Annotated in this window: 32 protein-coding genes; 23 read left to right on the top strand and 9 right to left on the bottom strand. The window is 72.2% G+C overall.

The features are described 5' to 3' along the window. Positions 1-3 precede the first annotated feature (3 nt). From AB4880_RS15415 to AB4880_RS15365, 11 genes are all read left to right on the top strand, one after another. Positions 4-1,050, top strand: a complete 1,047-nt coding sequence (locus AB4880_RS15415; protein ID WP_367920101.1) for an LLM class flavin-dependent oxidoreductase — start codon at positions 4-6, stop codon at positions 1,048-1,050. A 193-nt stretch (positions 1,051-1,243) separates the two neighbouring features. Beyond that, positions 1,244-1,465, top strand: a complete 222-nt coding sequence (gene infA / locus AB4880_RS15410; RefSeq protein WP_028656368.1) for a translation initiation factor IF-1 — start codon at positions 1,244-1,246, stop codon at positions 1,463-1,465. 75 nt (positions 1,466-1,540) lie between these two features. After that, positions 1,541-1,654, top strand: coding sequence for a 50S ribosomal protein L36 (gene rpmJ, locus AB4880_RS15405; protein ID WP_004008316.1), 114 nt, complete (start codon positions 1,541-1,543; stop codon positions 1,652-1,654). A gap of 188 nt (positions 1,655-1,842) precedes the next feature. Then, positions 1,843-2,217 (top strand): 30S ribosomal protein S13, encoded by a 375-nt coding sequence (rpsM, locus tag AB4880_RS15400; protein ID WP_139621500.1) that lies wholly within the window; start codon positions 1,843-1,845, stop codon positions 2,215-2,217. A gap of 59 nt (positions 2,218-2,276) precedes the next feature. After that, the gene (gene rpsK, locus AB4880_RS15395) at positions 2,277-2,678 is read left to right on the top strand and encodes a 30S ribosomal protein S11 (RefSeq protein WP_038681087.1); all 402 of its coding nucleotides are present in this window, start codon (positions 2,277-2,279) and stop codon (positions 2,676-2,678) included. A gap of 31 nt (positions 2,679-2,709) precedes the next feature. Next, positions 2,710-3,318, top strand: a complete 609-nt coding sequence (gene rpsD, locus AB4880_RS15390; protein ID WP_367920100.1) for a 30S ribosomal protein S4 — start codon at positions 2,710-2,712, stop codon at positions 3,316-3,318. 227 nt (positions 3,319-3,545) lie between these two features. After that, positions 3,546-4,568 (top strand): DNA-directed RNA polymerase subunit alpha, encoded by a 1,023-nt coding sequence (locus AB4880_RS15385; RefSeq protein ID WP_367920099.1) that lies wholly within the window; start codon positions 3,546-3,548, stop codon positions 4,566-4,568. Between the two features lie 256 nt (positions 4,569-4,824). Then, positions 4,825-5,385: a 50S ribosomal protein L17 gene (gene rplQ / locus AB4880_RS15380; RefSeq protein ID WP_367920098.1), complete on the top strand. Its 561-nt coding sequence runs from the start codon at positions 4,825-4,827 to the stop codon at positions 5,383-5,385. A 91-nt stretch (positions 5,386-5,476) separates the two neighbouring features. Continuing rightward, positions 5,477-6,472, top strand: a complete 996-nt coding sequence (locus AB4880_RS15375) for a 4-hydroxy-3-methylbut-2-enyl diphosphate reductase (protein WP_367920097.1) — start codon at positions 5,477-5,479, stop codon at positions 6,470-6,472. A 4-nt stretch (positions 6,473-6,476) separates the two neighbouring features. Then, positions 6,477-7,097: an L-threonylcarbamoyladenylate synthase gene (locus tag AB4880_RS15370; protein ID WP_367920096.1), complete on the top strand. Its 621-nt coding sequence runs from the start codon at positions 6,477-6,479 to the stop codon at positions 7,095-7,097. Positions 7,098-7,149: 52 nt separating this feature from the next. Continuing rightward, complete coding sequence (locus AB4880_RS15365) at positions 7,150-7,560, top strand: DUF6542 domain-containing protein (protein ID WP_367920095.1); 411 nt, start codon at positions 7,150-7,152, stop codon at positions 7,558-7,560. 13 nt (positions 7,561-7,573) lie between these two features. Here the strand turns inward: AB4880_RS15365 and AB4880_RS15360 are convergent, their stop codons facing one another. Continuing rightward, positions 7,574-8,359 (bottom strand): exodeoxyribonuclease III, encoded by a 786-nt coding sequence (locus tag AB4880_RS15360; protein WP_367920094.1) that lies wholly within the window; start codon positions 8,357-8,359, stop codon positions 7,574-7,576. 22 nt (positions 8,360-8,381) lie between these two features. Here AB4880_RS15360 and AB4880_RS15355 point away from each other — a divergent pair, with 22 nt between their 5' ends. Genes AB4880_RS15355 through AB4880_RS15345 form a run of 3 tightly spaced genes read left to right on the top strand, consistent with a single transcriptional unit; the run spans position 8,382 to position 10,683 of the window. Then, positions 8,382-9,524, top strand: a complete 1,143-nt coding sequence (locus AB4880_RS15355) for a glycosyltransferase 87 family protein (protein ID WP_367920093.1) — start codon at positions 8,382-8,384, stop codon at positions 9,522-9,524. Beyond that, positions 9,521-10,030, top strand: coding sequence for a sigma-70 family RNA polymerase sigma factor (locus tag AB4880_RS15350; protein ID WP_367920092.1), 510 nt, complete (start codon positions 9,521-9,523; stop codon positions 10,028-10,030). The genes AB4880_RS15355 and AB4880_RS15350 overlap by 4 nt, the downstream gene beginning before the upstream one ends. Further along, positions 10,027-10,683 (top strand): hypothetical protein, encoded by a 657-nt coding sequence (locus AB4880_RS15345; RefSeq protein WP_367920091.1) that lies wholly within the window; start codon positions 10,027-10,029, stop codon positions 10,681-10,683. Before AB4880_RS15350 ends, AB4880_RS15345 begins: the two co-directional genes overlap by 4 nt. Here the strand turns inward: AB4880_RS15345 and AB4880_RS15340 are convergent. After that, on the bottom strand, positions 10,656-11,045 hold the full coding sequence (locus tag AB4880_RS15340; protein WP_367920090.1) for a hypothetical protein: 390 nt from the start codon (positions 11,043-11,045) through the stop codon (positions 10,656-10,658). The genes AB4880_RS15345 and AB4880_RS15340 overlap by 28 nt on opposite strands. A gap of 73 nt (positions 11,046-11,118) precedes the next feature. Beyond that, positions 11,119-13,305 (bottom strand): CDP-alcohol phosphatidyltransferase family protein, encoded by a 2,187-nt coding sequence (locus AB4880_RS15335; RefSeq protein WP_367920089.1) that lies wholly within the window; start codon positions 13,303-13,305, stop codon positions 11,119-11,121. 80 nt (positions 13,306-13,385) lie between these two features. On the opposite strand from AB4880_RS15335, the gene AB4880_RS15330 reads away from it, so the two are divergent. The 7 genes from AB4880_RS15330 to ychF all read left to right on the top strand — a co-directional run bounded on the left by AB4880_RS15330 (position 13,386) and on the right by ychF (position 19,580). Further along, positions 13,386-14,459 (top strand): zinc-dependent alcohol dehydrogenase, encoded by a 1,074-nt coding sequence (locus AB4880_RS15330; protein WP_367920088.1) that lies wholly within the window; start codon positions 13,386-13,388, stop codon positions 14,457-14,459. Next, positions 14,459-14,857 carry a 6-pyruvoyl trahydropterin synthase family protein gene (locus AB4880_RS15325; protein ID WP_367920087.1) on the top strand — a complete coding sequence of 133 codons (399 nt, stop codon included), beginning with the start codon at positions 14,459-14,461 and terminating at the stop codon, positions 14,855-14,857. The genes AB4880_RS15330 and AB4880_RS15325 overlap by 1 nt, the downstream gene beginning before the upstream one ends. Then, positions 14,854-15,870, top strand: coding sequence for a glycosyltransferase family 4 protein (locus AB4880_RS15320; protein ID WP_367920086.1), 1,017 nt, complete (start codon positions 14,854-14,856; stop codon positions 15,868-15,870). The genes AB4880_RS15325 and AB4880_RS15320 overlap by 4 nt, the downstream gene beginning before the upstream one ends. After that, positions 15,867-16,814 carry a lysylphosphatidylglycerol synthase domain-containing protein gene (locus AB4880_RS15315; RefSeq protein WP_367920085.1) on the top strand — a complete coding sequence of 316 codons (948 nt, stop codon included), beginning with the start codon at positions 15,867-15,869 and terminating at the stop codon, positions 16,812-16,814. The genes AB4880_RS15320 and AB4880_RS15315 overlap by 4 nt, the downstream gene beginning before the upstream one ends. Further along, positions 16,787-17,476 carry a RibD family protein gene (locus tag AB4880_RS15310; protein WP_367920084.1) on the top strand — a complete coding sequence of 230 codons (690 nt, stop codon included), beginning with the start codon at positions 16,787-16,789 and terminating at the stop codon, positions 17,474-17,476. The genes AB4880_RS15315 and AB4880_RS15310 overlap by 28 nt, the downstream gene beginning before the upstream one ends. A gap of 116 nt (positions 17,477-17,592) precedes the next feature. After that, entirely contained in the window at positions 17,593-18,429 is an 837-nt protein-coding gene (locus tag AB4880_RS15305; protein WP_367920083.1) for a zinc metalloprotease, read from the top strand. A 77-nt stretch (positions 18,430-18,506) separates the two neighbouring features. Continuing rightward, a complete protein-coding gene (ychF, locus tag AB4880_RS15300) occupies positions 18,507-19,580 on the top strand; it encodes a redox-regulated ATPase YchF (RefSeq protein WP_367920082.1) in 1,074 nt (357 codons plus the stop codon). Between the two features lie 315 nt (positions 19,581-19,895). On the opposite strand, the gene AB4880_RS15295 is transcribed toward ychF, so the two are convergent. From AB4880_RS15295 to AB4880_RS15285, 3 genes are read right to left on the bottom strand one after another with little or no spacing between them, the layout of a single operon-like run. Beyond that, positions 19,896-20,135, bottom strand: coding sequence for a hypothetical protein (locus AB4880_RS15295; RefSeq protein ID WP_367920081.1), 240 nt, complete (start codon positions 20,133-20,135; stop codon positions 19,896-19,898). A gap of 6 nt (positions 20,136-20,141) precedes the next feature. After that, the gene (locus AB4880_RS15290) at positions 20,142-20,786 is read right to left on the bottom strand and encodes a dihydrofolate reductase family protein (protein ID WP_367920080.1); all 645 of its coding nucleotides are present in this window, start codon (positions 20,784-20,786) and stop codon (positions 20,142-20,144) included. Between the two features lie 24 nt (positions 20,787-20,810). After that, on the bottom strand, positions 20,811-21,050 hold the full coding sequence (locus tag AB4880_RS15285; RefSeq protein WP_367920079.1) for a hypothetical protein: 240 nt from the start codon (positions 21,048-21,050) through the stop codon (positions 20,811-20,813). Positions 21,051-21,124: 74 nt separating this feature from the next. Here AB4880_RS15285 and AB4880_RS15280 point away from each other — a divergent pair, with 74 nt between their 5' ends. Together AB4880_RS15280 and AB4880_RS15275 are read left to right on the top strand one after the other, a co-directional pair. Next, complete coding sequence (locus tag AB4880_RS15280; RefSeq protein WP_367920078.1) at positions 21,125-21,766, top strand: VOC family protein; 642 nt, start codon at positions 21,125-21,127, stop codon at positions 21,764-21,766. Next, entirely contained in the window at positions 21,763-22,305 is a 543-nt protein-coding gene (locus AB4880_RS15275) for a P-loop NTPase family protein (protein ID WP_367920077.1), read from the top strand. The genes AB4880_RS15280 and AB4880_RS15275 overlap by 4 nt, the downstream gene beginning before the upstream one ends. Here the strand turns inward: AB4880_RS15275 and AB4880_RS15270 are convergent. From AB4880_RS15270 to AB4880_RS15260, 3 genes are all read right to left on the bottom strand, one after another. Beyond that, entirely contained in the window at positions 22,286-22,504 is a 219-nt protein-coding gene (locus tag AB4880_RS15270) for a hypothetical protein (RefSeq protein WP_367920076.1), read from the bottom strand. The genes AB4880_RS15275 and AB4880_RS15270 overlap by 20 nt on opposite strands. Before the next feature lie 105 nt (positions 22,505-22,609). Further along, positions 22,610-23,128, bottom strand: coding sequence for a hypothetical protein (locus AB4880_RS15265; protein WP_367920075.1), 519 nt, complete (start codon positions 23,126-23,128; stop codon positions 22,610-22,612). An 11-nt stretch (positions 23,129-23,139) separates the two neighbouring features. Next, positions 23,140-24,882 carry an alkaline phosphatase gene (locus AB4880_RS15260; protein WP_367920074.1) on the bottom strand — a complete coding sequence of 581 codons (1,743 nt, stop codon included), beginning with the start codon at positions 24,880-24,882 and terminating at the stop codon, positions 23,140-23,142. Between the last annotated feature and the right edge of the window lie 55 nt (positions 24,883-24,937).

The raw sequence follows: 24,937 nt of genomic DNA, 5'->3' as shown, positions 1-24,937 counted from the left end.
ACGATGTCTCTCGCGCTCTCCGTCCTCGACCTCGTCCCCGTCCGCAGCGACCAGACCACGGGTGACGCGCTCGCCGCGACCCTCGACCTGGCCCGCGCCGCCGACCGGCTCGGCTACCGGCGGTACTGGGTCGCCGAGCACCACAACATGCCGGCCGTCGCCGCCACCAACCCGCCCGTCGTGATCGGCCTGGTCGCCTCGGCGACCGAGCGGATCCGCGTCGGTTCCGGCGGCGTCATGCTGCCCAACCACGCGCCGCTGGTCGTCGCGGAGCAGTTCGCGCTGCTCGAGGCGGCGTTCCCGGGCCGGATCGACCTCGGCATCGGCCGCGCGCCGGGCAGCGACCCGGTCACCAGCTGGGCGCTGCGCCACGGCGCCGGGGGAGTGAGCGACGAGGCGGTCACCCACTTCCCCGAGTACGTCGACAACGTGCTCGCCATGATGGAGCCCGCCGGCGTCGGCCTGGCCCTGCGCGGCGGCCAGCACGTCCTCAAGGCGACCCCGGCCGCGCTCTCGGTCCCGCAGATCTGGCTGCTCGGCTCGTCCGACTACTCAGCCCGCCTCGCCGCCGAGAAGGGCATGCCCTACGTCTTCGCGCACCACTTCTCCGGCTCCGGCACCGCCGAGGCGCTCGAGCTCTACCGCTCCACCTTCCAGCCTTCGCCCGAGCTCGACGCGCCGCGCACCTTCCTCACCGTCAACGCCGTCGTCGCGCCCACCGCCGAGCAGGCGCACCGGCTCGCGCTGCCGCAGCTGCTCCAGATGCTCGCCCTGCGCACCGGGCAGCCGCTCGTCGCGCAGCGCAGCGTCGAGGACGCCGAGACGATCGTCGACGCCGGCCTGCCCGAGGCCCACGACAGCCTGGTCGAGGCGATGCGCCGCCGCTGGGTGATCGGCGACCCGAGCACCGCGCGGGCCGACCTCGAGCGCCTCGCGGCGTCGTACGGCGTCGACGAGGTGATGGTCAACCCGGTCGCCGGGGCCTTCCGCGGCGCCGACCCGCGCACGTCGTCCGCCCGGGAGCGCACCCTCGCCCTCCTGGCCTCCTGAGCCGCGCCCGGCCCTCCCCGGCCGCGGCGGGCGTCGCGGATTGGGACTTGTCAAGCCCCTTGGCTAGACTGGCGTGTCGGTCCAACGTGGGTTCTGTGTGTGGTGCACGGCCCACGAGGTCCACTCGGTCCCCGCGGGGTCCGAGAGGTTCCCGGACCACCGGTAGACAGCATCCCCGAGCAGATTGTGAGACATGGCGAAGAAAGAAGGCGTCATCGAGATGGAGGGCTCCGTCGTGGAGGCCCTTCCCAACGCCATGTTCCGCGTCGAGCTGAGCAACGGCCACAAGGTCCTTGCCCACATCAGCGGCAAGATGCGTCAGCACTACATCCGGATCCTCCCCGAGGACCGCGTCGTGGTGGAGCTCTCGCCGTACGACCTCTCGCGGGGCCGCATCGTCTACCGCTACAAGTGAGCCAACACACGGGGGCTCCGCCCCCGTGGACCCCCGCCCGGGTGCTCACCCGCCACTAGAAGAGAAAGGGCTGACATGAAGGTCAACCCGAGCGTGAAGCCGATCTGTGACAAGTGCAAGGTGATCCGTCGCCACGGCCGCGTCATGGTCATCTGCGAGAACCCGCGCCACAAGCAGCGCCAGGGCTGAGCTCACCGCTCATCCCTGCGTTCGACAACTGAATACGACAACTACGTGATCGCTTAGGTCTCACCCACAGGCTCATGAGAGCCGAGGCCGAACCACCTCCGGAGCGGATGGCCGGGGCTGGGCACCAGAGCAAGACCGCCCGGACGCATCACGACCACACCACCGTGACTGTTCGAAAGGAAGCCACCATGGCTCGCCTCGTCGGAGTCGACCTGCCGCGCGACAAGCGCATCGAGGTCGCTCTCACCTACATCTACGGCATCGGCCGTACCCGCGCCCAGCAGCTGCTGAAGGCCACCGGCGTCAGCCCGGACCTTCGCGTCCACGAGCTGGGTGACGAGGAGCTGGTCAAGCTCCGCGACGAGATCGAGGCCAACTTCAAGATCGAGGGTGACCTCCGTCGCGAGGTCCAGGCCGACATCCGCCGCAAGATCGAGATCGGCAGCTACCAGGGTCGCCGCCACCGCATGGGCCTTCCGGTCCGCGGCCAGCGCACCAAGACCAACGCTCGTACCCGCAAGGGCCCGAAGCGCACGGTTGCCGGCAAGAAGAAGGCCAAGTGATCGATCGCCTCGTGCGATCTCACTGACCTCAACGACCAGTTCTTATTAGGAGATAGCGAATGCCTCCCAAGGCTCGCGCGGGCGCCAAGAAGGTGCGCCGCAAGGAGAAGAAGAACGTCGCTCAGGGCGAGGCCCACATCAAGAGCACGTTCAACAACACGATCGTCACGATCACCGACCCGACCGGTGCGGTGATCTCGTGGGCCTCTGCCGGCACCGTCGGCTTCAAGGGCTCCCGCAAGTCCACCCCGTACGCCGCGCAGATGGCCGCCGAGGCCGCCGGTCGTCGGGCGATGGAGCACGGCATGAAGAAGATCGACGTCTTCGTCAAGGGCCCGGGCTCGGGCCGCGAGACGGCGATCCGCTCGCTGGGTGCGATCGGCCTCGAGGTCGGCACCATCCAGGACGTGACCCCCGCCCCGCACAACGGCTGCCGCCCGCCGAAGCGCCGTCGCGTCTGAGCGTCGTACCAGGACTTAGAGGAGAACTTCAATGGCCCGTTACACCGGACCTCTGACCAAGAAGTCGCGCCGTCTCGGCGTCGACCTCGTCGGCGGCGACGCTGCCTTCGAGAAGCGCCCCTACCCGCCCGGCCAGCACGGCCGCGCGCGCGTCAAGGAGAGCGAGTACCGCAACCAGCTGCAGGAGAAGCAGAAGGCCCGCTTCACCTACGGCGTGCTCGAGAAGCAGTTCCACAAGTACTACGTGGAGGCCGCCCGTCGCCAGGGCAAGACCGGCGACAACCTGGTCCAGCTGCTCGAGTGCCGTCTCGACAACGTGGTCTACCGTGCCGGCTTCGCCCGCACCCGCCGCCACGCCCGCCAGCTGGTGACCCACGGTCACTTCCTGGTCAACGGCAAGAAGGTCGACATCCCGTCCTTCCAGGTGACCCAGTACGACATCATCGACGTGCGCGAGAAGTCGCTCGAGATGACGCCGTTCATCGTCGCCCGTGAGACCCACGGCGAGCGCGTCGTCCCGGCCTGGCTCGAGGCGCTCCCCAACCGGATGCGGATCCTCGTGCACAGCGTTCCCGTGCGCGAGCAGATCGACCTGCCGATCCAGGAGCAGCTCATCGTGGAGTACTACTCCAAGAAGTAAACGCTCGGGGGCTCCGCCCCCGAGTGCCCCCGCTGGGGGCTTCGCCCCCAGACCCCTCAACGCTCGGGGGCTCCGCCCCCGAGTGCCCCCGCTGGGGGCTTCGCCCCCAGACCCCCTCCGGTGGTCACCGGGGCGGGTCCCCAGCGGAGGCACATAGGTCCTCTTCTCCAATTCCGCACCACGTCTGGGTCCTCATATAGCGGTCGGCCCGGAAAGGATCGAAACAAGTGCTCATCGCACAGCGCCCCACTCTCTCGGAGGAGAGCGTCGACCAGTTCCGGTCGCGCTTCGTCATCGAGCCGCTCGAGCCCGGCTTCGGCTACACGCTCGGCAACTCGCTGCGTCGTACCCTCCTCTCGTCGATCCCCGGTGCCTCGGTCACGAGCATCAAGATCGACGGCGTCCTCCACGAGTTCTCGACGATCGAGGGCGTCAAGGAAGACGTCACCGAGATCATCCTCAACCTCAAGGGCCTCGTCGTCTCCTCCGAGCACGACGAGCCGGTCACCATGTACCTGCGCAAGTCGGGTGCCGGTGACGTCACGGGTGCCGACATCGCGCCGCCGGCCGGCGTCGAGGTCCACAACCCCGACCTGAAGATCGCCACCCTCTCCGACAACGGCAAGCTCGAGCTCGAGCTCGTCGTGGAGCGCGGCCGCGGCTACGTCTCCGCCGTCCAGAACAAGGGTGCGGACAACGAGATCGGCCGGATCCCGGTCGACTCGATCTACAGCCCCGTCCTCAAGGTGACCTACAAGGTCGAGGCCACCCGCGTCGAGCAGCGCACCGACTTCGACAAGCTCGTCATCGACGTCGAGACCAAGCCGTCGATCCTGCCCCGCGACGCCATCGCGTCGGCCGGCAAGACGCTGGTCGAGCTCTTCGGCCTGGCCCGTGAGCTCAACGTCGAGGCCGAGGGCATCGACATCGGCCCGTCGCCCGTCGACGAGCAGCTCGCCGCCGACCTCGCCCTCCCGGTCGAGGACCTGCAGCTGACCGTCCGGTCCTACAACTGCCTCAAGCGCGAGGGCATCCACACCGTGGGTGAGCTCATCAGCCGCTCCGAGCAGGACCTGCTGGACATCCGCAACTTCGGCGCGAAGTCCATCGACGAGGTCAAGGCCAAGCTGCACGAGATGGGTCTGTCCCTCAAGGACAGCGCCCCGGGCTTCGACCCGTCGGCTGCTCTGGCCAACTACTCCGACGACGACGAGGACGACGCGTCCTTCATCGAGTCCGAGGAGTTCTGAGTTTGATGGTGTGATCGGGGCGCCAACCGGCGCCGGCCGCACGGGGACTCGCACGCTCGCCCCGCGGGCCGGCACCGGGCGGCTTCGCCGCCGGGCGCCCTGATCACACCGCGGTCGAGGTTCGCTGAGTGAGAGATTGCTTGGCGGCCAGACCGGCACCACGATTGACCAGCACGGCCCCTGAAATCGCCCGGTACCTGATACGGCCGGGCCTGACTCCCGGTACCTCACACGGCCGGGGAGAAACGAGAGAGCAATGCCCAAGCCCAAGAAGGGCCCCCGCCTCGGCGGTAGCTCCGCGCATCAGCGCCTCATCCTGTCGAACCTGGCCACCGCGCTCTTCGAGCACGGGCGGATCACGACCACCGAGGCCAAGGCGCGCACCCTGCGTCCCTACGCCGAGAAGCTGATCACCAAGGCGAAGAAGGCGCACGCCGGCGAGAACCCGCTGCACCAGCGTCGCGAGGTCCTCAAGGACATCCGCGACAAGGGCGTCGTCCACCACCTGTTCGCGGAGATCGCCCCGACCTTCGCCGAGCGCCCGGGCGGCTACACCCGGATCACCAAGGTCGGCAACCGTGCGGGCGACAACGCCCCCATGGCTGTCATCGAGCTGGTGACCGAGGCCTACGCCCCGGCCGCGCCGAAGGCCGCCAAGGCCGAGGCCGCTCCGGCTCCGGTCGAGGAGGCTCCGGTCGAGGTCGAGGAGACCGAGGTCACCGAGGCTGACGCCGAGGTCGAGGCGCCCGAGGCCGCTGAGGCCGAGGTCGCCGAGGAGGCCACCGAGGAGTCCGCCGAGGACGCCGACAAGGCCTGATCGAGCAGATCGCCACGACGGCCCGTCACCCGCGAGGGTGGCGGGCCGTCGTCCTTTTCGGGCGGACCAGCCGGGTCCGTAGACTGGCCGCATGACGATCGACCTCGGTACCCCGCGCCTGCTCGAGGACGGAGAGCGTGAGGTCCTGCTCGCCGACCCGCGCGGCTACTGCGCCGGCGTCGACCGCGCCGTGGTGACGGTCGAGGAGGCGCTCGACCTCTACGGCGCGCCCGTCTACGTCCGCAAGCAGATCGTCCACAACAAGCACGTGGTCGCCAACCTCGAGTCGCGCGGCGCGATCTTCGTCGAGGAGCTCGACGAGGTCCCCGTCGGCGCGACCGTCGTCTTCTCCGCCCACGGCGTCTCGCCGGCGGTCCACCGCCAGGCCGCCGACCGCGAGCTGAAGACCATCGACGCCACCTGCCCGCTGGTGACCAAGGTCCACCGCGAGGCGGTCCGGTTCGCGCGCGAGGGCTACACGATCCTGCTCATCGGCCACGCCGGCCACGAGGAGGTCGAAGGTACGGCGGGCGAGGCCCCCGAGCAGACCGTCCTCGTCGAGCACCCCGACGACGTCGACAAGCTCGAGTTCGCGCCCGACGCCAAGCTCGCCTGGCTCTCGCAGACCACGCTCAGCGTCGACGAGACGATGGAGACCGTGCGCCGGCTGCGTGCCAAGTTCCCGCAGCTCGAGGACCCGCCCAGCGACGACATCTGCTACGCCACCCAGAACCGCCAGGTCGCGGTCAAGGAGATCGGCGCGACCGCCGACCTGGTGATCGTGGTCGGCTCCGCCAACTCCTCCAACTCGGTCCGCCTGGTCGAGGTCGCGCTCGAGGCCGGGGCCAAGGCGTCGTACCGGATCGACGACGTGAGCGAGCTCGACGAGCGCTGGCTCGACGGCGTCCGCTCGGTCAGCGTCACCTCCGGCGCGTCGGTGCCCGACCACCTGGTCCAGGAGGTGCTGGGCTATCTCGCCGAGCGCGGCTACCCCGACGCACGGCCGGTGCAGACGGCCGAGGAGACGCTCGCGTTCTCGTTGCCCAAGGAGCTGCACCGAGACCTCAAGGCCGCGGGCCGGGCCTGACGAGATGGCCCGCTACCTCGACGTCCACCCGGACAACCCGCAGCCCCGTCTCGTCCAGCAGATCGTCGACGCGCTCAACAACGACGACGCGCTGATCGCCTACCCGACCGACTCGGGCTATGCGCTCGGCTGCCGGATCGGCAACCGCGAGGGGCGCGACCGGATCCTCAAGATCCGCGGCCTCGACGACAAGCACCACTTCACGCTCATGTGCCGCGACTTCTCCCAGCTCGGGCAGATGGTCCACGTCGACAACTCGGCGTTCCGCGCGATCCGCGCCGCGACGCCCGGGCCGTACACGTTCATCCTGCCGGCGATGCCCGACGTGCCGCGGCGGCTGATGCACCCGAAGAAGAAGACGGTGGGCGTCCGCATCCCCGAGCACGTCTTCGTGCAGGCGCTCCTCGAGCAGCTGGGCGAGCCGCTGCTGACCTCGACGCTGATCCTCCCCGGTGAGACCGAGCCCCGCACCATGGGCTGGGAGATCAAGGAGGACCTCGACCACGACGTCGACATCGTCGTCGAGGCGGGGGAGACCCCGGCCGAGCCGACCACCGTCGTCGACTGGTCCGAGGGCGCGCCCGAGGTGCTGCGCAGGGGCGCGGGCGATCCCGACCGGTTCTGACGCGCCGGGCTGGTTCCGCGCCGTTGTCGGCGCCAGCGCCTAGCGTGGACGCGTGACCAGTACGGCGCGCGCCCGCACCCTCTGGGAGGAGGGCCGACGTCCCGGCCGCGACGTGGTGTCGCTGGCCGTGGCGCTGCTGGTGACCGCCGCCGTGGTCGACCTGCTGCTCTCCGAGGGGCTCGGGCTCTTCTTCGACCTGGCGTTCGTGACCGTGTGCGTCGGCGCCGCCCTCGGCGTGCGCCCCAACGACTTCTTCGCCGTCGGCGTGCTGCCGCCCCTGGCGATGTTCGCGCTCGTCGTACTGCTGGCCTTCAGCGACCCGGGTGCCGTCGCCCGCGCCGACGACGGGCTGGTGCAGGCGACCGTGTCGGGGGTGTCGCACCACGCGGTCGCGCTGCTGCTCGGCTATGCCGCCTGCCTGGCGCTGCTCGCCGTACGGCGTCAGGTGCTGCGGCGCGACTGAGCTCCCAGGGACGTCAGTCGGCGAGGTCGACGACCACCGGCGCGTGGTCGGACGGCGCGCCCGGGAAGCCGTCGTTCGGGTCCCGCTCCTCGCGGTCGATGAACGCGCCCTTGACCCGCTCGGCGAACGAGTCCGAGCCGAGCACGAAGTCGATCTTGAGCCCACGGTCGCGCTCGAAGCGCTGGCGGTAGTAGTCCCAGTAGGTGTAGCCGGGTGCGTGGGCGCGAGTGACCTCCGACCAGCCGCCGTCGAGGAAGGCCTGGAAGGCGGCGCGCTCGGCGGGGGTGACGTGGGTGGAGTTCTTGAACTGGGCGATGTCGAAGACGTCGTCGTCGGTGGGGCAGATGTTCCAGTCGCCGACGAGGGCGGTCGGCAGGTCGAGCCATGCGGAGGCCGCCTCGCGCAGGCGGGCGAGCCAGTCCAGCTTGTAGACGTAGTGCGGGTCGTCGGGCTTGCGGCCGTTGGGGATGTACAGGCTCCACACGCGGACGCCGCCGCAGGTCGCGCCGATCGCGCGCGCCTCGATGTCGCCGGCCTCGCCGAAGCCGGGCTGGCCGGCGAAGCCGACGGCGACGTCGTCGAGGCCGACCCGGCTGATCAGGGCGACGCCGTTCCACTGGTTGAGGCCGTGCGCGGCGATCTCGTAGCCGCGCGCCTGCAGGCCCATCAGCGGCAGCTGCTCCTCGCGCGCCTTGGTCTCCTGGACGGCGAGCACGTCGATGTCGTGCCGGTCGAGGAAGGCTTCGACGCGGTCGATCCGGGTCCGCAGGGAGTTGACGTTCCAGGTGGCCAGTCGCACCGGGCAAGCCTAGGCTGCAGTCGTGGACCGCGCGCAGCGGGGAGTCGGCCGGGCCGTCGTGGCCGTCGTCCTCGTCGCGCTGGTCGCGGGCGCCCTCGTCGGCGGGTTCGCCGACCTCCACGTCTATCGGTACGGCGGCGACGCGGTCCTCCACCAGACCCGGCTCTACCAGGCCGGCGACCCGGTCACCGGCTATCCCTTCACCTACCCGCCGTTCGCCGCGGTCCTGATGGTGCCGCTCGCCGTCGTGCCCGGCTGGACGGCGGCGGCTCTGTGGACCGCCGCGTCGGCCGCGGCGCTGCTCGCCGGGATCCGGCTGGTGCTCCGCACGCTGGGCCGGCCGGCGCCCGACCTGCTCGTCGCGGCGCTCGGCGTCGGGGCGCTCGCGCTGGAGCCGGTGTGGCAGACGTTCTCCTTCGGGCAGATCAACCTCATCCTGATGCTGGTCGTGCTCGTCGACCTGCTCGGCGTGGAGCGGCGGTGGTCGGGGGTCCTGGTCGGGGTCGCCGCGGGCATCAAGCTCACGCCGCTTGTGTTCGTGGTGCTGCTCGTCCTGGTCGGGCGCCGGACCGCGGCGGGGCGTGCGGCGCTGGCGTTCGCGGCGACCGTCGTGCTCGGTCTCGTGGTGCTGCCGGGCTCCGCGGCGTCGTACTGGACCGACCGGCTGCTCGACGCCCGCCGGGTCGGCCCGCCGGCGCTGGCCCACAACCAGTCGGTCGACGGCGCGCTGACCCGGCTGGTCGGCGAGCCGGCGCCGACGTGGCTGTGGCTCGTCGTCGCCGGCCCGCTGGCAGGCAGCATCGTGGTGGTCGCGACCGTCTGGTGGCGGCGTGGCGATCGGCTGCTCGCGACCTGCCTCGCGGCGGTGGCGACGCTCGTCGCGTCGCCGGTGTCGTGGTCGCACCACTGGGTGTGGGCGGTGCCGGTCGCGCTGGTGCTCGCCGACCGCAGCCGGCTCGCCGCCGTGGCCTGGACGGCGGTCTTCGTGGCCCGGCCGATGCTCTGGCCGCCGTGGGGGTCGGGTCGCGAGTACGACTGGCGGTGGTACGAGCAGCTGCCCGGCAACGCCTACCTGCTCGCCGCGTTCACGCTCGCGGTCGGGTGCGCGCTCGCGTTGAACCGCTCCGGTCGCGTCGTCGTGTCTCCCGCTGGGAGGCGCGGATGACCAACGACCCGGCCACGGCCCTGCAGATCCTGTACGACGACCACGCGTCCGCCCTGTGGGGCTTCTGCCTGCACCTGACCGGCAACGACCGCGCCCGGGCCGAGGACGTCGTCCAGGAGACGATGCTGCGGGCCTGGCGCCACGCCGCCGTCCTGGAGGAGTCGCGCGGGTCGGTGCGGTCGTGGCTGTTCACGGTCGCGCGCAATGTCGTCATCGACGAGTGGCGGACTCGGCGCGGTCATCGCGAGTTCGCGACGGCCGAGCCGGACGCGGGCGCAGTCGACGACGGCACCGACGAGCTGCTGTTGTCGTGGGTGGTCGCCGATGCGCTGCGCCGGCTGTCGGCCGAGCACCGGGCGGTGCTCGTCGAGTGCTACTACCGCGGCCGGACGGTGGCCGAGGCCGCGCGGCGGCTCGAGATCCCGGTGGGGACGGTGAAGTCGCGGACGCACTATGCGCTGCGTGCCCTGCGGCTGATCCTCGACGAGACGGGAGCGGCGTCGTGAGCTGCGACTTCACCCACCTCGACGGGGCCTACGCGCTCGGCGCGCTGGCCGCGGACGAGCGGGCGGCCTACGAGCGGCACCTCCCGGACTGCGCGGAGTGCTCCCGGGCGCTGGGCGAGCTGTCCGACCTGCCCGGCCTGCTCGCGCGCGTGCCGCGCGAGGTGGTCGAGGAGCTGGAGCGGGTCGAGCCGGTCCCGGACACGCTCCTGCCGGGGTTGATGGCGAGGCTGCGGACGCAAGCGCGACGGCGGCGGCGCCGGGTGATCGCGGTCGCGGCTGCTGCCGTCGTCCTGCTGGGCGGGGTCGCGGTCAGCATCGGCGCGACCCGCCAGGACGACGCTCCGCAGCTCGCCGCTGCGCAGAGGATGCAGAGCCTCGGGTCGCCGTCGTCAGGGTGGGTGTCGCTCACCGGTCGCCGTTGGGGCACGCGGATCGACCTGACGTGCACCTACGAGGGCCCGCTGCCCGGTACGACGACGTACGTCCTGGTCGTGCGGTCGGCGAACGGCCGCTCCGAGCAGGTCGGCAGCTGGCGGAGCGCCCGCGGCCAGGAGGTCCACGTCACCCTGGCGACGTCGACGCCGCCCGCCGACATCGCGTCGGTCGAGGTCCGGACGGCGTCGGGCTACTCGGTCCTGCGCCTCACCGAGTGAGCACCGAGTGAGCCGAACCAGCCCTCGGCGGCAGCCGCCGTCACCGCGACGACGATCGCGAGGATCTCGGCGATCGCGGCCAGCCAGGCGTACCAGCTCCACGAGGTGTGGATGCCGAACAGGCTGCCCGACACGGAGATCAGGAACGCCCCGAACGTCGCTGCGCCGAGCCCGGCGAGCAGGAACAGCGGGATCCAGTGCCGCCAGGCGACCACCAAGGCGGCGATCACCACGCCGGCGACGACATTCACCACGAAGAGCCGGCCGACCGTGCCCTGGTCCTTCACGCCGTCGAACCACAGGTACAAGTGGACTCCCGCCGACACCAGTGCCGCCAGCGCGCCCAGGACGCGTATCGCCATCGCGCTCACTCCGTTCGCTTCGGTTCGCCGAAAGGGCCTTCTACGGGGAACACGGTGGGCGCGCTCGATCGGTTCAGTCCGCCTGCCCGTACGCCGTCAGCAGCCGGTCGCGGACGGCGTCCATCCGCCAGACCGGCGCCTTGGGGCCGGGCAGGATCCCGGGCTGCCAGCCCCAGCCGTCGATGCGCCGGATCACCGCCGGGTCCTGCGCGATCACCGAGATCGGCACGTCGTGGCCGGCGTCGCGGCCGCTCACGATCGCGTTCGGCTGGTGGTCGCCCACGATGATGACCACGCGGTTCGGGTCCGGGTAGGTGGTCAGGAACGAGAGCAGCGTCTGCCAGGTGTAGCGCACCGACGCGGCGTAGTCGCGCTGCGTCGTGCGCGCAGGCTCGTCGCCGGCCACGCCCGACGCGCCGCCCGAGGGCATGCCGTCGTACACGGAGCCGTCGCCGACCGCTGACCAGGGCACCTCCGTCGGCAGAGGCGTCCACGGGACGTGGCTCGAGAGCAGGTCGATCTCGGCGAACACCCGCTGGCGGGGGCCGGGGGTGAGCTCGGTTCGGCGGAGCTGGTCGAGGGTGAACTGGTCGGGCATCGCGGCGTAGCCGAACCGCGGGCCCCGGTAGCCGATATTGCGGGAGTCGTAGAGCTGGTCGAAGCGGTAGAAGGCCGCCCCCGCGGGCCAGGCGTCGGTGTTGGCCGGCACCGAGAAGACGGTGCGCCACCCGGCCGACCCGAAGGCCCGGGCGAGGCTGAGGCGGTCACTGGCGAGCAGCTGGTCGTAGCGACGCTCGCTGTCGACCCATGCGCCCGACTGCAGGGTCGAGTGGGCCAGCCAACTGGCGCCGCCGAAGGTCGGTGAGGTCAGGAAGGCGCTGCGCGCCTGGTAGCCCGCGGTTGTCAGCGCGCGGCTGCCCTGGTCGAGGACGTCGACGACCGACGGCGCGAACCAGCTGTCCTCGAGCGCCACCCGGCCGTAGCTCTCGAACCAGACGAGCAGCACGTCCTTGCCGCGCAGCCCGCGCAGCAGCCGGTCGCCGGGCGTCGTGGCGAAGGTGTCGGTGGCGAGCACGCGGGAGAAGACCCGCGTGTCGTGGTGATCGGCGCGCACCTGGTCGACCGTGTCGACGACGAGGCCGGCGGAGCCCGCCGCCGCGACGCCGTCCACCGGCCCACCGAGGGCCGCGCAGAGGATCCAGACCGTGCCGAGGGTGGCCACCGTGCGCCCCGCCGGGCGTGGGCGCCCGGCGGCGGCGTGGGCGACCCGGACGGCGGCCCAGGTCAGCAGCGCGGCCAGGGCCACGACCAGCGAGATCACGCCCACGAGCAGCACGACGGCGACCAGCCCGCCCTGGGTGTCGCGGACGACGCCGTAGCCCTTGGGCAGGTAGGACCAGTCGCCGAGCAGGTGGAACGGCCGTCCCAGGTAGACCTCGAAGCCGAGGCCGAGCCCGCGCAGCAAAGCGAGCGCCGTCATCACGAGCCCGAGGACGACGGCCAGCGCCCGGCGGCCGAGCGTCGGGAGCACCATCGCGAGTACGACCAGCACCAGCCCCTCGACCGGGATCCGGGCGAAGTCGCCGGGGCCGACCCCGTCGGCCACGTGCGGCGGAGCCAGCGCGATCCAGAGGGTGACGACCGCCGCGAACGTGACGAGCCGCGGCGACGGCGCCGTCGTACCTGCGGGGACGGGCGCGTCGGCGGGATCGTGCCGGTGGCGCCACTGCCAGACGACGTCGTGGCCGAAGGACTCGACGAGCAGCAGCAAGGCGGCGACCACCGCGGCGCGGGCGGTCGGCTCGGGCAGGAGGGACGACGCCGCGACGGTCAGCACGATGCCCTGGATCGCGGCGACGACCTTCGCCCAGTACCGCGGCGGGGTCGGTCGCCGCAGCCACGGCAGCGCCCGCGCGGCGGCGACGTAGGCGTAGCGCATCGCCCCGATCGCGAGCACCCACCACCCGAGCGTCGGCGCCACGTGGACGCTCAGCACCGCGATCAGGAAGGCGTCGGTCTCCATGTCGAAGCGAGCGCCGAATGCGCTCGCGGTGCCGGTACGACGCGCGATCCAGCCGTCGACCGCGTCGAGCACCAGCGCCACCGTGCTCACCGCCACCAGGACGGCGGTCAGCCGCGGGGACAGCGGCTCGACCAGGCCGCGCACGGCGAGCACGGCGGCACCGCCCGCGAGGGCGGCGCGCACCGCCGTGACCCGGTCCGCGGGGCCGAGGTGCACGCTCGATTGAACCCGATCCATCGCGCCTCCGTGCTTAGGTGGTACCCACTGCTACGACGCGCGCAGGACATCGGTTCACCAGACGACGAGAGGAGTCCGGGGTGGTCGACGAGGCCCGGGCGTACTGGCTCGCCGAGCCCGGACGCGGCGAGATCCGCCCGGTCACCCTGCCGGAGCCGCGCGACGGCGAGGTCCTGGTCCGGACGCTGCGCTCGGCGATCAGCCGCGGCACCGAGTCGCTCGTCTTCGCCGGCCGGGTGCCGGCCGGTCAGCGCGCCGTCATGCGGGCACCGTTCCAGGACGGCGAGTTCCCCGGCCCGGTGAAGTACGGCTACCTCAGCGTCGGCGTCGTCGAGCGCGGCCCGGCCGCGCTGGTCGGGCGCTCCGTCTTCTGCCTGTACCCGCACCAGACCGCGTACGTCGTGCCCGCCGAGGCCGTCGTCCCGGTGCCGGAGGGCGTCCCCGTGGCGCGGGCGGTGCTCGCGGGCACCGTCGAGACGGCGGTCAACGCGCTCTGGGACGCGCCGCCGCTCGTCGGCGACCAGGTCACGGTCGTCGGCGCGGGGCTCGTCGGCTGCTGCGTCGCACGGCTGGCCGCCGGTGTCCCGGGCGTGACGGCGACGCTCGTCGACACCGACCCGAGTCGGGCCGCGGTGGCCGCCGCGCTCGGCGTGGGCTTCGCCGCCCCGGAGGCCGCGCCGGCCCACAGCGACCTGGTGGTGCACACCAGCGCGACGGAGGCGGGGCTGCGCCGCGCGCTCGAGCTGGTGCAGCCGGAGGGGACGGTCCTCGACCTGTCCTGGTACGGCGACCGGCCGGTCGCCGTACCGCTGGGGGAGGCGTTCCACTCCGCCCGGCTCACCCTGCGTAGCAGCCAGGTGGGCATGGTCGCGCCGGCCCGTCGTGGCTCGCGCAGCCACCGCGACCGGCTGGCGCTGGCGCTGGACCTGCTCCGCGACCCGGCTTACGACGCCCTGCTGACCGGCTGCTCGCACTTCGACGAGCTGCCGGAGGTGATGGCGAGGATCGCCGCCGGCGCCCTGCCGGGGCTCTGTCACGCCGTCGACTACACCGACCACCCCGACCACCGCGACCACCGCGACCACCGCGACCACCGCGACCACCCCGACCACCCCGACCACCCCGACCACCCCGCACCGTCTGAGGAGGCCTGATGTTCCGCGTGAGCGTCCGCGACCACATCATGATCGCGCACAGCCTGCAGGGCGAGGTGTTCGGACCGGCGCAGCGGCTGCACGGCGCGACCTATGTCGTCGACGCGACGTTCTCCGGTCCGGACCTCGACGCCGACGGCATCTTGGTCGACATCGGCCGCGCCACCGACGTCGTACGGGAGGTGCTCGGGCGGCTGCACTACCGCAACCTCGACGACGAGGACGCGCTCGCGGGGCAGAACACGTCGACCGAGGTCCTCGCGCGCTGGGTCGCCGACCGGCTCGCCGAGCGCGCCTCGGGTGGCGACCTCGGGGCGGGTGGCCGGGCCCTCACGGGCGTCGAGGTGACCCTGCACGAGTCGCACGTCGCGTGGGCGAGCTACGAGCGGGCGTTGTGACGGTCCACATCCTCGTTCCGGACGGCGTCGACGACCCGCGGCGGCCGAGTGGCGGGAACGTCTACGACCGGCGGCTCCGCGCCGGCCTCACCGTCCTCGGGCGAGAGGTGCGCGAGCACCGGATCGGCGCCGCGACGCTCGACGCCGTCCTGGCGGGGCTGCCGGACCGCGCGGTGGTGCTCGTCGACGGACTGATCGCGTCGACCACCGACGTCCTGGTAGCCGACAGCCGCCGGCTCCGGGTGGCGGTGCTCTTGCACATGCCGGGGTCGGGGCCGGCCGAGCCGGCGGTGCTGGATGCCGTGGCGGCGGTCGTGACGACGAGCGCGTGGTCACGGGCCTGGGTGCTCGACCGGGTGCCGGGGGCATCGGTCCAGGTCGCGCGGCCCGGCGTCGACCTCGGCCCGACGGTCGCCGGCACGGCAGGTGGCACCCACCTGCTCTGCGTCGGGCCGGTCACCCCGGCCAAGGGCTACGACGACCTGCTCGGCGCGCTCGCCGAGGTCCGCGACCTCGACTGGCACTGCCGGTGCGTCGGCGCGCTCGACCTCGCGCCGTCGTACGTCGAGAGCGTGCGCGCGCGTGCCGGCCGGCTCGGCCTCGGCGATCGGCTCGAGCTCCTCGGGCCGATGTCGCCGGCCCGGCTCGACGACGTCCGCACGGCGAGCGATCTGGTGGTGGCGCCCTCGCACCGCGAGTCGTACGGCATGGCGCTCGCCGAGGGGCTCGCGCGCGGGCTGCCGGCGATCGCGACCGATGTCGGCGGTCACCCCGAGGCGCTCGGCAGGGCGGACGACGGCACGCTGCCGGGCGCGCTCGTCCCCGTCGGCGACCCGGTGGGGCTGGGGCAGGCCCTGCGGGCCTGGCTGTGCGACGCCGACCGGCGCGCGCGCTGGCGGGCCGCGGCGCTCGGACGCCGCACGGGGCTGGAGGGCTGGACCGCGACCGCGGCCGCGGTCGACGGGGTGCTGAACCGGATCGCGCCCGGCGTCGTACTGACAGGAGACGGGTGACGGAGAGCGAGCGGGGAGAGGAGCCGGCCATCGACGCGACGAGAGCGTGGGCGCGGATCCGGCTGCTGGCCGCCGTTGCGATCCTGGTCGTGCTCGCCGTCCGGCTGGGCGCGCGGCCCTTCCTCGACGGTCTCGCGCACACCGACGCGCGCGCGCTCGCGGTCGCGCTGGTCGTCACCGCGGCGACCACCGCCTGCTGCGCGCGCCGGTGGAGCCTGGTGGCGACCGGGCTCGGGGTCGGGATCCCGTTCCGGGCCGCCTACCGCGCCTACTACCGGGCCCAGCTGCTCAATGCGACGCTGCCCGGTGGCGTGGTCGGCGACCTGCACCGCGGGTTCCGGCACGGCCAGGACGCCGGCGCCTTCGGGCGCGGTCTGCGCTCGGTGTTCTGGGACCGGGCGAGCGGTCAGGCGGTCCAGGTCGCGCTGGCCGTGGCCGTCGTACCGCTGCTGCCGGGGGCGCTGCGCGGCTGGGCGCTGGCCGCGGTCGTGGCCGTCGGTGCGTTCGCCCTGCTGGTCGTCGCGGCCGCCCGGAAGGAGGCCGCGGCGGCGCTGGGCGGGACCTGGCCGGAGGTGCTGCTGCTGTCCCTGCTCGCGGCGTCGGGGCATGTGGCCGTCTTCCTCGTCGCGGCGCGGACCGCGGGCGTCACGGCGTCCACGCCGCGCCTGCTCGCGCTGGCGCTCGCGGTGCTACTGGCATCCGCCGTACCGGTGAGCATCGCCGGCTGGGGTCCGCGCGAGGGCGCCGCCGCGTGGGCGTTCGGGGCGGCGGGGCTGGGCGCCGCAACGGGGGTCGAGGTGGCCGTCGTCTACGGCGTCATGTCGCTGGTCGCGACGCTGCCGGGGATCCTGGTGCTGCGGGCGCCGCGCCCGCCGCGGGCCTCGGACGGCGTCCCGGTCGGGAAGGAGGAGCCGGCATGGGCGAGCGGCCGTACGTCCTCCTGAGCTGCAGCGTCTCGCTCGACGGCTACCTCGACAGCGCGGGGGAGGAGCGGCTGCTGCTCTCCAACGACGCCGACTTCGACCGGGTCGACGCGGTGCGTGCCGGGTGCGACGCGATCCTGGTCGGCGCGGCGACGGTCCGCAACGACGACCCGCGGCTGCAGATCCGGTCGGCGCAACGGCGTCGTGCCCGGGTCGCGCAGGGCCGCCCGGAGGGCCCGGTCAAGGTGACCCTGACGTCGGGCGGCGAGCTCGAGCCGGGTGCCCGCTTCTTCACCCTCGGCGACGGCGAGAAGCTCGTCTACTGTCCGGACGCGACCGCCGCCGGGCTCGAGAGCCGGGTCGGCTCGCTCGCCAAGGTCGTCGCGCTCGGCCCCGAGGTGCGGATGGCCGATGTCGTCGCCGACCTCGGCGCGCGCGGCGTACGCCGGCTGATGGTGGAGGGCGGCGGGGCCGTGCACACGCAGTTCCTCGCCGCGGGGCTCGCCGACGAGCTGCAGCTCGTGGTGGCGCCCTTCTTCGTCGGCGACTCCCGCGCCCGGCGGTTCGTCGGCGACGCCGACTTCCCGTTCTCGGCGGGGCGACGCGCCGAGCTCGTCGAGACGCGGGCCATCGGCGACGTGGCCCTGCTGCGCTACGCGCTGTCCGACCGGTTCGAGGCCTGACTCACATTCGTGCAGCCGCCGACCCTGCCGCTTTCTGAGCCGTCGTCCCTCTGGACGGGCCGGGCGCGACGGCGTTTCGATGTGCCGGTCCAGTTCGGAGGAGAAAGGCATCTCGGATGCAGTTGTCAGCTCGGATCAGCAGGATCTCCCTCGGCGTCGCCTGCCTCGCCACCGCGTTCGCAGGCGCGCTCGTCTCGACCTCGTCCTCGGCCGACGCCACCACCGCGTCGACCGGCGACGTCCCCACGTTCCGGGAGTTCGAGGCATCGACGTACGTCGACGTCGACGGCGCGTACGTCGTCAACGGCGACGAGGCGCTCGCGACCAAGGCGGAGCTCAAGAAGTTCTACGACCGCATGGTCAGCACGCCGGACACCCGCAACGACGGGCTCATCGTCAACACCGTCGGCGGCGTCGACGACAAGTGGAGCGCGTCGCAGGCGCTCAACCTGACCTACTGCGTGAGCACCAGGTTCGGCACTCGCCACGACGACATCGTCGCCGCGATGGCCGCCGGCGCCGGGCTGTGGGAGGGCGCGACGTCGAAGGTCAACTTCGTCTACGTCCCCGCCCAGGACGCCAAGTGCACGACCCGCAACAACAGCATCCTGTTCTCCGTCGAGCCGGTGAGCACGACGCAGTACATCGCGAGGTCCTTCTTCCCGAGCACCCCCAAGCGCTCGCGCAACGTCCTGGTCGACGACTCGATCTGGACGTCGGGCATCTGGGAGCCGGGCGACATCCTCGGCCACGAGCTGGGCCACGTGCTGGGCTTCCGGCACGAGCACACGCGCCCGGAGGCGGGCACCTGCTTCGAGGACAACAACTGGCGGCCGCTGACGCCGTACGACGCGGCGTCGATCATGCACTACCCCCAGTGCAACGGCAGCTCGGCCGACCTCGAGTTCCAGGCCTCCGACGCGGCGGGGGTCCGGGCGCTCTACGGCGCCTGAGCCACCCGCAGTGGGGCGGCGAGGGGGTCCGGCGGTGATTCGGGCCCCCTCGTCGTACCGAACTAGAATCAGCGCCCGTGGCACTCACCATCGGCATCGTCGGTCTCCCCAACGCGGGCAAGTCGACGCTCTTCAACGCGCTGACCAAGAACGACGTCCTTGCGGCGAACTACCCGTTCGCCACCATCGAGCCCAATGTGGGCGTGGTGGGCGTGCCCGACCCGCGCCTGGCGAAGCTCGCCGAGATCTTCGGCTCCGAGCGGATCCTGCCCGCGACCGTGGAGTTCGTCGACATCGCCGGCATCGTGCGCGGCGCCTCGCAGGGTGAGGGCCTGGGCAACAAGTTCCTCGCGCACATCCGCGAGTCGGCCGCGATCTGCCAGGTGACGCGCGTCTTCCGCGACGAGGACGTCACCCACGTCGACGGCGAGGTCAACCCGGGCAACGACATCTCGACCATCCAGACCGAGCTCATCCTGGCCGACCTGGAGACCGTCGAGAAGGCCGTCGTACGGCTGGAGAAGGAGGCGCGCAAGGTCAAGGAGCTCGCCGCCAACCTCGACGCCGCCAAGGCCGCCAAGGAGGCGCTCGAGGCCGGTACGCCGATCATCGCCACCTCGATCGACCGCACCCTGCTGCGCGAGCTCTCGCTGCTCACCGCCAAGCCGTTCATCTACGTCTTCAACTGCGACGCCGACGAGCTCTCCGACGACTCGCTCAAGGAGAAGATGCGCGCTCTCGTCGCGCCCGCCGAGGCGATCTTCCTCGACGCCAAGTTCGAGTCCGAGCTGATCGAGCTCGACGAGGAGGAGGCCGCGGAGTTCCTCGCCGAGGCCGGTGTCACCGAGCCCGGCCTCGAGGTGCTGGCCCGCGTCGGCTTCGACACCCTCGGCCTGCAGACCTACCTCACCGCCGGCCCCAAGGAGACCCGCGCCTGGACGATCGCCAAGGGCGCGACCGCCCCCGAGGCCGCCGGCGTCATCCACACCGACTTCCAGAAGGGCTTCATCAAGGCCGAGGTCGTGTCGTTCGACGACCTGACCGCCGCGGGGTCGATGGCGAAGGCCAAGGAGGCGGGGAAGGTCCGGATGGAGGGCAAGGACTACGTCATGGCCGACGGTGACGTGGTGGAGTTCCGCTTCAACGTCTGAATCCGGCGGCCCGGCGGCCCGGAGGCCTGCTCAGGCCGCCGGGCTCTCGGTGGCGGTGGCCATCTCGTCGAGCCAGCGGCGGATGAGATCGAGGCCGGTGTGGCTGGGGCGCTCCGGCGTGTCGGCAGTGGCGTCAGTGTTCACGGTGTTACCTTTCGGGTGTACACCGCACGGGGGGAATGGCAGTTCCCCTGGTGCGGCTTCGTGGCTCCGCCCGAGAACGGTTGGTCCTGTCAACCGTCCCTGATCGGCGGGCGGGCCCGACACCTGAGGGTTTCGCGCGAGTTGCCTCGGTCTCGCGCGTCCGTCGACGTTTCAGGTCGGCTCTCGATCGGCCCATCGGACGGCGCGGTACGCCGTCCGCAGCTCCTGCCGCGCCGAGGCGACATACCACCAGGCGCCGATCACGCCGAGAATCGCGATGCGCAGCACCCAGCGCGCCCGGCTCAGGCCTGCGGCGTCCCACGTCGAGGCCGGCCAGCTGAGCGCGCCGATCAGCGCCCACAGCCAGAAGGCGGGCAGGGCGACCAGCACGCCGACGATCAGTGGGACCATCCGGACCTACCGGCGGAACGTCAGGTGCGTCGTGCCGCTCTCGGCGACCTCGCTCGTCACCTCGTACGACGACTCCAGCCCCCGCAGGTCGTCCCACAGCCGCACGCCCCGGCCGAGCAGGATCGGCGCGATCGCGACGTGGAGCTGGTCGACGAGGCCCGCCTTCAAGAAGTCCCGTACGACGGTCGGGCCGCCGCCCACCCGCACGTCCTTGCCGCCGGCGACCTCCAGCGCCCGGTCGAGGGCCTCCTGCGGCGTCGCGGTGAGGAAGTGGAAGGTCGTGCCGTTGGCCATCTCGATCGAGGGGCGCGGCGCGGTGTGGGTGAGGACGAAGACGGGGATGCGGAAGGGCGGCTCGTCGCCCCACCAGCCGCGCCAGTCCGGGTCGTCGGGGAAGTTGTGCAGGCCGAACATGCCGGCGCCCATGATCTCCGCGCCCAGCTCGGCGAAGTAGGCCTCGGCGTACTTGTCGTCGACGCCGGTGGTGCCGGCGCCCGAGCTGTCGTGCAGGACGCGCTCGCGGAAGGTGCGGGTGGCGACGTACGCGCCGGTGAGCCGCGGCCAGTCGTCGCCGAACGGGTTGTCGTGCGTCTGGTCGGTCGTGGTCGCGAATCCGTCCAGGGAGATGTTGAGGTCGACGCGCACTGCCATGCGGGCAGCGTACTCAGGCCGGAGCTAGCGCGAGAGCGCCAGCGCCGTCCGCCGCGCCAGCACCAGCCAGCAGCAGATCGCCACCCCGGAGAAGGTTGCAGGGACCCAGTGCCCGAGCATCAGCGACGCGGCCACCGCGCAGGCGAACGCCGTCAGGTTGGCCAGGACGTCGTAGACGGGGGCGATGAACTGGCGGTTGATCACGTGGGCGACCGCGATCACGACGCCGCACGCGAAGGTGACGGACAGCAGGAAGCTCACCACGCGCACACGCTATCCGTGGCCTGGGAGGATCGAGTCATGGACAGGTCGGCGCAGCGCGATGCACGCTCGGACCGGTGGACCTCGTGACGATCGACGAGCTCCTCGTCGCCGACCCCGTCGACGCCTGGCGCGACGCCGGCTTCCACGTCGACGCGGACGGCGTCAGCCGGGTCGGCTCGGTTCGGATCCGTCTGGTCGGGCGCGAGCGGGGCCGGGGGATCGTCGGGTGGTCGCTGCGCGGGGTGGCCGCCGACAGCATCGACGGGATCCCGACGACGGCCGCGACGCGCGAGGCCGAGCCCGAGGCCGCGGAGGCGCGGGAGCACCCCAACGGCGTCACCCACATCGACCACGTCGTCCTGCTCACCCCCGACCTGCGCCGCACCGTGCGCGCGCTCGAGGCGATCGGTCTCGACATACGGCGTGAGCGCGACGGCGAGCTCGGTGGCCGGGCGATGCGGCAGGTCTTCTTCCGGATGGGCGAGGTCATCCTCGAGGTGGTCGGCGCCGCCGACGAGCAGGCCGACGGACCGGCGAGCCTGTGGGGCGTGACCTTCACGGTCGCCGACATCGACGCGACGGCCGCGCTGCTGGGCGAGCGGACGTCGCCGGTCAAGGACGCCGTCCAGCCCGGTCGCCGGATCACTACGCTACGCCACCGCGACCTCGGCCTGTCCGTCCGGATCGCCCTCATCTCGCCGCACGTGCGGTCATGAGGATCTCCGTCGTCGGCAGCTCCGGCTCCGGCAAGACCACCCTGGCGCGCCGCCTCGCCGACGTCCTCGGCGTCGAGTCCGTCGAGCTCGACAGCATCCACTGGGGCCCGGACTGGACGCCGCGCGACCCCGACGAGATCCGCGCCCGCGTCGTCGCCGCCACCGCGGGGGACTCGTGGGTGGTCGACGGCAACTACCAGTCCATCCTCGGCACCCTGGTCCTCGAGCGCGCCGACGTCGTCGCGTGGCTCAACCCGCCGCGCTGGCGCGCCATGAGTCGTTCGGTACGACGTACCGCCCTGCGCGCCGCGACCGGAGAGGAGCTGTGGTCGGGCAACCGGGAGTCGTGGCGCGGCCTGATGTTCTGGCGCGGCGAGAGCTCGGTGGTGTGGTGGGCGTGGACCTCCTACCCGGGCACGACCGAGCGCTACGAGCAGCGGATGGCGCAGGCGGGAGGCACCGGCGCGCGCTGGCACCGGCTCCGCACCCGCCGCGACGTCGAGCGGTTCGTGGCTGCGGTCAGCGCCGCCCGCGGTTGAGCACGACCCAGCCGAGTGCGACGCCGAGGCCCGCGAAGATCGGGCCGACGATCGAGAAGGCCTGCGAGGTCTGGTCGCCGATCACGCCCCACGACAGCAGCGTCCACCACACGCCGATGGCGAGCAGCAGCACGGCCGGGGGCAGGCCGAGCGCCAGCGTCTGCCAGCGCGGTCGGGTGCCGTAGCGATCGGGATCCACGCCCCGAGGCTAGCCGACGCGGCAGGCCCGGCCGGAAGGGGAGTCGTGTGCCTGAGAACCCGTCCAGGCGGGTTCTCAGGCACACGACTCACCCAGGGGAGAGGGCTACTCGTTGACCAGCACCGGTACGCCGACGGCCGCCGACACGGCCTTGCCGCGAAGCCCGGCAGGAACGGCGATGGTGAACCGCTCGTGCTCCGACGGCGGACCCGAGTCGTGGTGGGTGTCCTCGTCGAGGTGGTGCGTGAAGCGGTTCTGCCCGATCAGCCGGCCCTTCGCGTCGTAGAACCCGGCGAGGACCTGCAGCTCGAGCAGGTCCGAGACGTCGCTGGTGATGTCGAGCGCGCCGGTGACCTGGCTGCCGTCGAAGCGCAGCCGCGCCAGTGCGAACCGGTCGTCGAACGGCCCGGGGATGTGGCCGACGGCGCCCGCGGCGGGGGCCGACGTCGCGATGCCCGGGAGCTCGGGGTCGCCGGTAGGCGTGGGCAGGTCGGGGAAGGAGGTCATCACGACCGGGGAGGGAGTGCTCGCGCCGGGCGCCGCAGCACCGCCACCCTCAGGGGCGGCGGTGCTGCAGGCGGACAGTGCGAGGGCGGCCAGGGCGACCGCGATCGCGTTCTTCACCAGGTGCTCCGTCAGCGGACCCGGACGGACAGCGAGCCCGACGCCGAGGCGTTGTACGACGTGCTGCCGGCGTAGGCGGCGGTGATCCGGTGCTTGCCCTTCGCGAGCTTCAGCTTCACGACGGCCTTGCCGCCGGAGAGGTTGACGGTCCGGACGACCTTGCCCTTGTCGAGGATCTTGACCGAGCCGGTCGCAGCGGCCGGGGTGACCGTGACGACGATCTTGGCCTTCTGGCCGGCCTTGACCTTGGTCGAGCCGGACAGCGCGGTCTTCGACGCGACCTTGGCCGGCGTGCCCGAGACGTCGAGGCTGAGCGCGTGGCGGACGATGCCGAACAGGTCGGTGTTCTGGATCTCGCCCTCGAGCGCCGAGGAGCCCGGGCCGTAGGCGAAGACGGGGACGTCGGCGCCGGTGTGGTTGCCGGACAGGTAGGTCAGCCACAGGCTGGCCTGCGGGCTGCCGTCGGTGACGCCGGCCGGGTCGTCCGCGGTGCGGAAGGTGGCGGGGGCGAACGCCGTACGGGACGGGTCCTTGGCCTGGTTGGCCGTGCGCAGCGGGGTCGAGTTGTTGGCGGCGTTGCCGGAGTCCTTGTTGACCGGCGGGACGTCGGCCTCGGCGTTGGTGAAGCTGCCGTGCTCGATGATGTTGAAGCCGGCGCACTCGTGGTCGGCGGTGACGATGACCAGCGTGTGGCCGTCGGCCTTGGCGAAGTCGAGCGCGACCTTGACCGCGTCGTCGAACGCCTTGACCTCGTCGAGCGTCTGCGCCGCGTCGTTGGCGTGCGAGCGCTTGTCGATCAGCGCGCCCTCGACCTGGAGGTAGAAGCCCTTGCCGGTGCCGTTGGACTTGGCCTTGAGCAGGTCGATCGCCTTCGACGTCATGTCGGCGACGGTCGGCTCCTGCGCCTCGGGCGCGGCCGGGTTGTCGTGCTTGAACTTCTCGATCGTCAGGTTGCCCTTGTTGAACAGGGCGAAGACCTTCTTGCCGGACGCGGCGGCCAGGTCGGTCTTGGTGGCGACCGTCTGCGACGTCGGCGAGCCGAGGACCGTGTAGCCGCTGTCCTTCAGCGCGGTCTCGTCGGCCGCGTCGAAGCGGGACAGGCCGCCGCCGAGGATGACGTCGGCGGTGTTGTTCCGCGCGATCTGGTCGGCGATCGGGGTGACCCGGATGTCGCTGGTCGGCAGCTCGCTGCCGGTGATGGCGAGGTCCTGGCACGAGCCGGTCGAGTACGACGGCCCCTGGCAGCCGCGGGCCAGCGCGTGGGACATCTGGCCAGCCGGGGTGGCGTCGGTGATCTCGGCCGTCGACACGTTGCCGGTCGCGAGGCCGGCGGCGTGCGCCTGCTCCATCACGGTGGGGACGACGGTGCCCTTGGCGTCGACGCCAAGGGCGGCGTTGTAGGTCTTCACGCCGGACGACCACGCGGTGGCCGCCGAGGCGGAGTCGGTGACGAGGTTGGGGTGGAAGTCGGCCGCGCCGGGCTGACCGGAGTTCTTCTCGAGCGCGTAGGTGCCGACCTGGCCGACGGCCGGCATCTTCTCCATGTTCAGCAGGCCGTCGGCGCCGTAGTAGCGCTGGCGAGCGGCGGTGACGTGGGTGCGGCCCATGCCGTCGCCCAGCAGGTAGATGACGTTCTTGACCTTGCCCTGGTCGGCGGGAGCGGCCGTGGCCTGGCTGCCGATGCCGGAGCCCACTCCGGCCGCGCCGGCGAGCAGGATCGCCGCCACCGCCGTGCCCTTGATGCGAGATCGCATGATCCGTTGTCCCTTTCCTCCGCGCCGCCGATCGGCGCGACGGCCGCAGGCTAGG

The sequence above is a fragment of the Nocardioides ginsengisoli genome (genome assembly GCF_039537225.1).
Classification (GTDB): Bacteria; Actinomycetota; Actinomycetes; order Propionibacteriales; family Nocardioidaceae; genus Nocardioides; species Nocardioides ginsengisoli.
This window is presented reverse-complemented; position numbering and strand designations above follow the sequence as displayed.

What these genes read in the sequence shown, in the direction of transcription:
- AB4880_RS15415 (WP_367920101.1), top strand. Translation starts at nt 4, where the DNA reads ATGTCTCTCGCGCTCTCCGTCCTCGACCTCGTCCCCGTCCGCAGCGAC.
- AB4880_RS15295 (WP_367920081.1), bottom strand. Translation starts at nt 20,135, where the DNA reads ATGGTCCCACTGATCGTCGGCGTGCTGGTCGCCCTGCCCGCCTTCTGG.
- AB4880_RS15375 (WP_367920097.1), top strand. Translation starts at nt 5,477, where the DNA reads ATGACGATCGACCTCGGTACCCCGCGCCTGCTCGAGGACGGAGAGCGT.
- infA (WP_028656368.1), top strand. Translation starts at nt 1,244, where the DNA reads ATGGCGAAGAAAGAAGGCGTCATCGAGATGGAGGGCTCCGTCGTGGAG.
- rplQ (WP_367920098.1), top strand. Translation starts at nt 4,825, where the DNA reads ATGCCCAAGCCCAAGAAGGGCCCCCGCCTCGGCGGTAGCTCCGCGCAT.
- AB4880_RS15305 (WP_367920083.1), top strand. Translation starts at nt 17,593, where the DNA reads ATGCAGTTGTCAGCTCGGATCAGCAGGATCTCCCTCGGCGTCGCCTGC.
- AB4880_RS15290 (WP_367920080.1), bottom strand. Translation starts at nt 20,786, where the DNA reads ATGGCAGTGCGCGTCGACCTCAACATCTCCCTGGACGGATTCGCGACC.
- AB4880_RS15325 (WP_367920087.1), top strand. Translation starts at nt 14,459, where the DNA reads ATGTTCCGCGTGAGCGTCCGCGACCACATCATGATCGCGCACAGCCTG.
- rpmJ (WP_004008316.1), top strand. Translation starts at nt 1,541, where the DNA reads ATGAAGGTCAACCCGAGCGTGAAGCCGATCTGTGACAAGTGCAAGGTG.
- AB4880_RS15310 (WP_367920084.1), top strand. Translation starts at nt 16,787, where the DNA reads ATGGGCGAGCGGCCGTACGTCCTCCTGAGCTGCAGCGTCTCGCTCGAC.
- AB4880_RS15370 (WP_367920096.1), top strand. Translation starts at nt 6,477, where the DNA reads ATGGCCCGCTACCTCGACGTCCACCCGGACAACCCGCAGCCCCGTCTC.
- AB4880_RS15275 (WP_367920077.1), top strand. Translation starts at nt 21,763, where the DNA reads ATGAGGATCTCCGTCGTCGGCAGCTCCGGCTCCGGCAAGACCACCCTG.
- AB4880_RS15335 (WP_367920089.1), bottom strand. Translation starts at nt 13,305, where the DNA reads ATGGATCGGGTTCAATCGAGCGTGCACCTCGGCCCCGCGGACCGGGTC.
- rpsD (WP_367920100.1), top strand. Translation starts at nt 2,710, where the DNA reads ATGGCCCGTTACACCGGACCTCTGACCAAGAAGTCGCGCCGTCTCGGC.
- rpsK (WP_038681087.1), top strand. Translation starts at nt 2,277, where the DNA reads ATGCCTCCCAAGGCTCGCGCGGGCGCCAAGAAGGTGCGCCGCAAGGAG.
- AB4880_RS15340 (WP_367920090.1), bottom strand. Translation starts at nt 11,045, where the DNA reads ATGGCGATACGCGTCCTGGGCGCGCTGGCGGCACTGGTGTCGGCGGGA.
- AB4880_RS15350 (WP_367920092.1), top strand. Translation starts at nt 9,521, where the DNA reads ATGACCAACGACCCGGCCACGGCCCTGCAGATCCTGTACGACGACCAC.
- AB4880_RS15260 (WP_367920074.1), bottom strand. Translation starts at nt 24,882, where the DNA reads ATGCGATCTCGCATCAAGGGCACGGCGGTGGCGGCGATCCTGCTCGCC.
- rpsM (WP_139621500.1), top strand. Translation starts at nt 1,843, where the DNA reads ATGGCTCGCCTCGTCGGAGTCGACCTGCCGCGCGACAAGCGCATCGAG.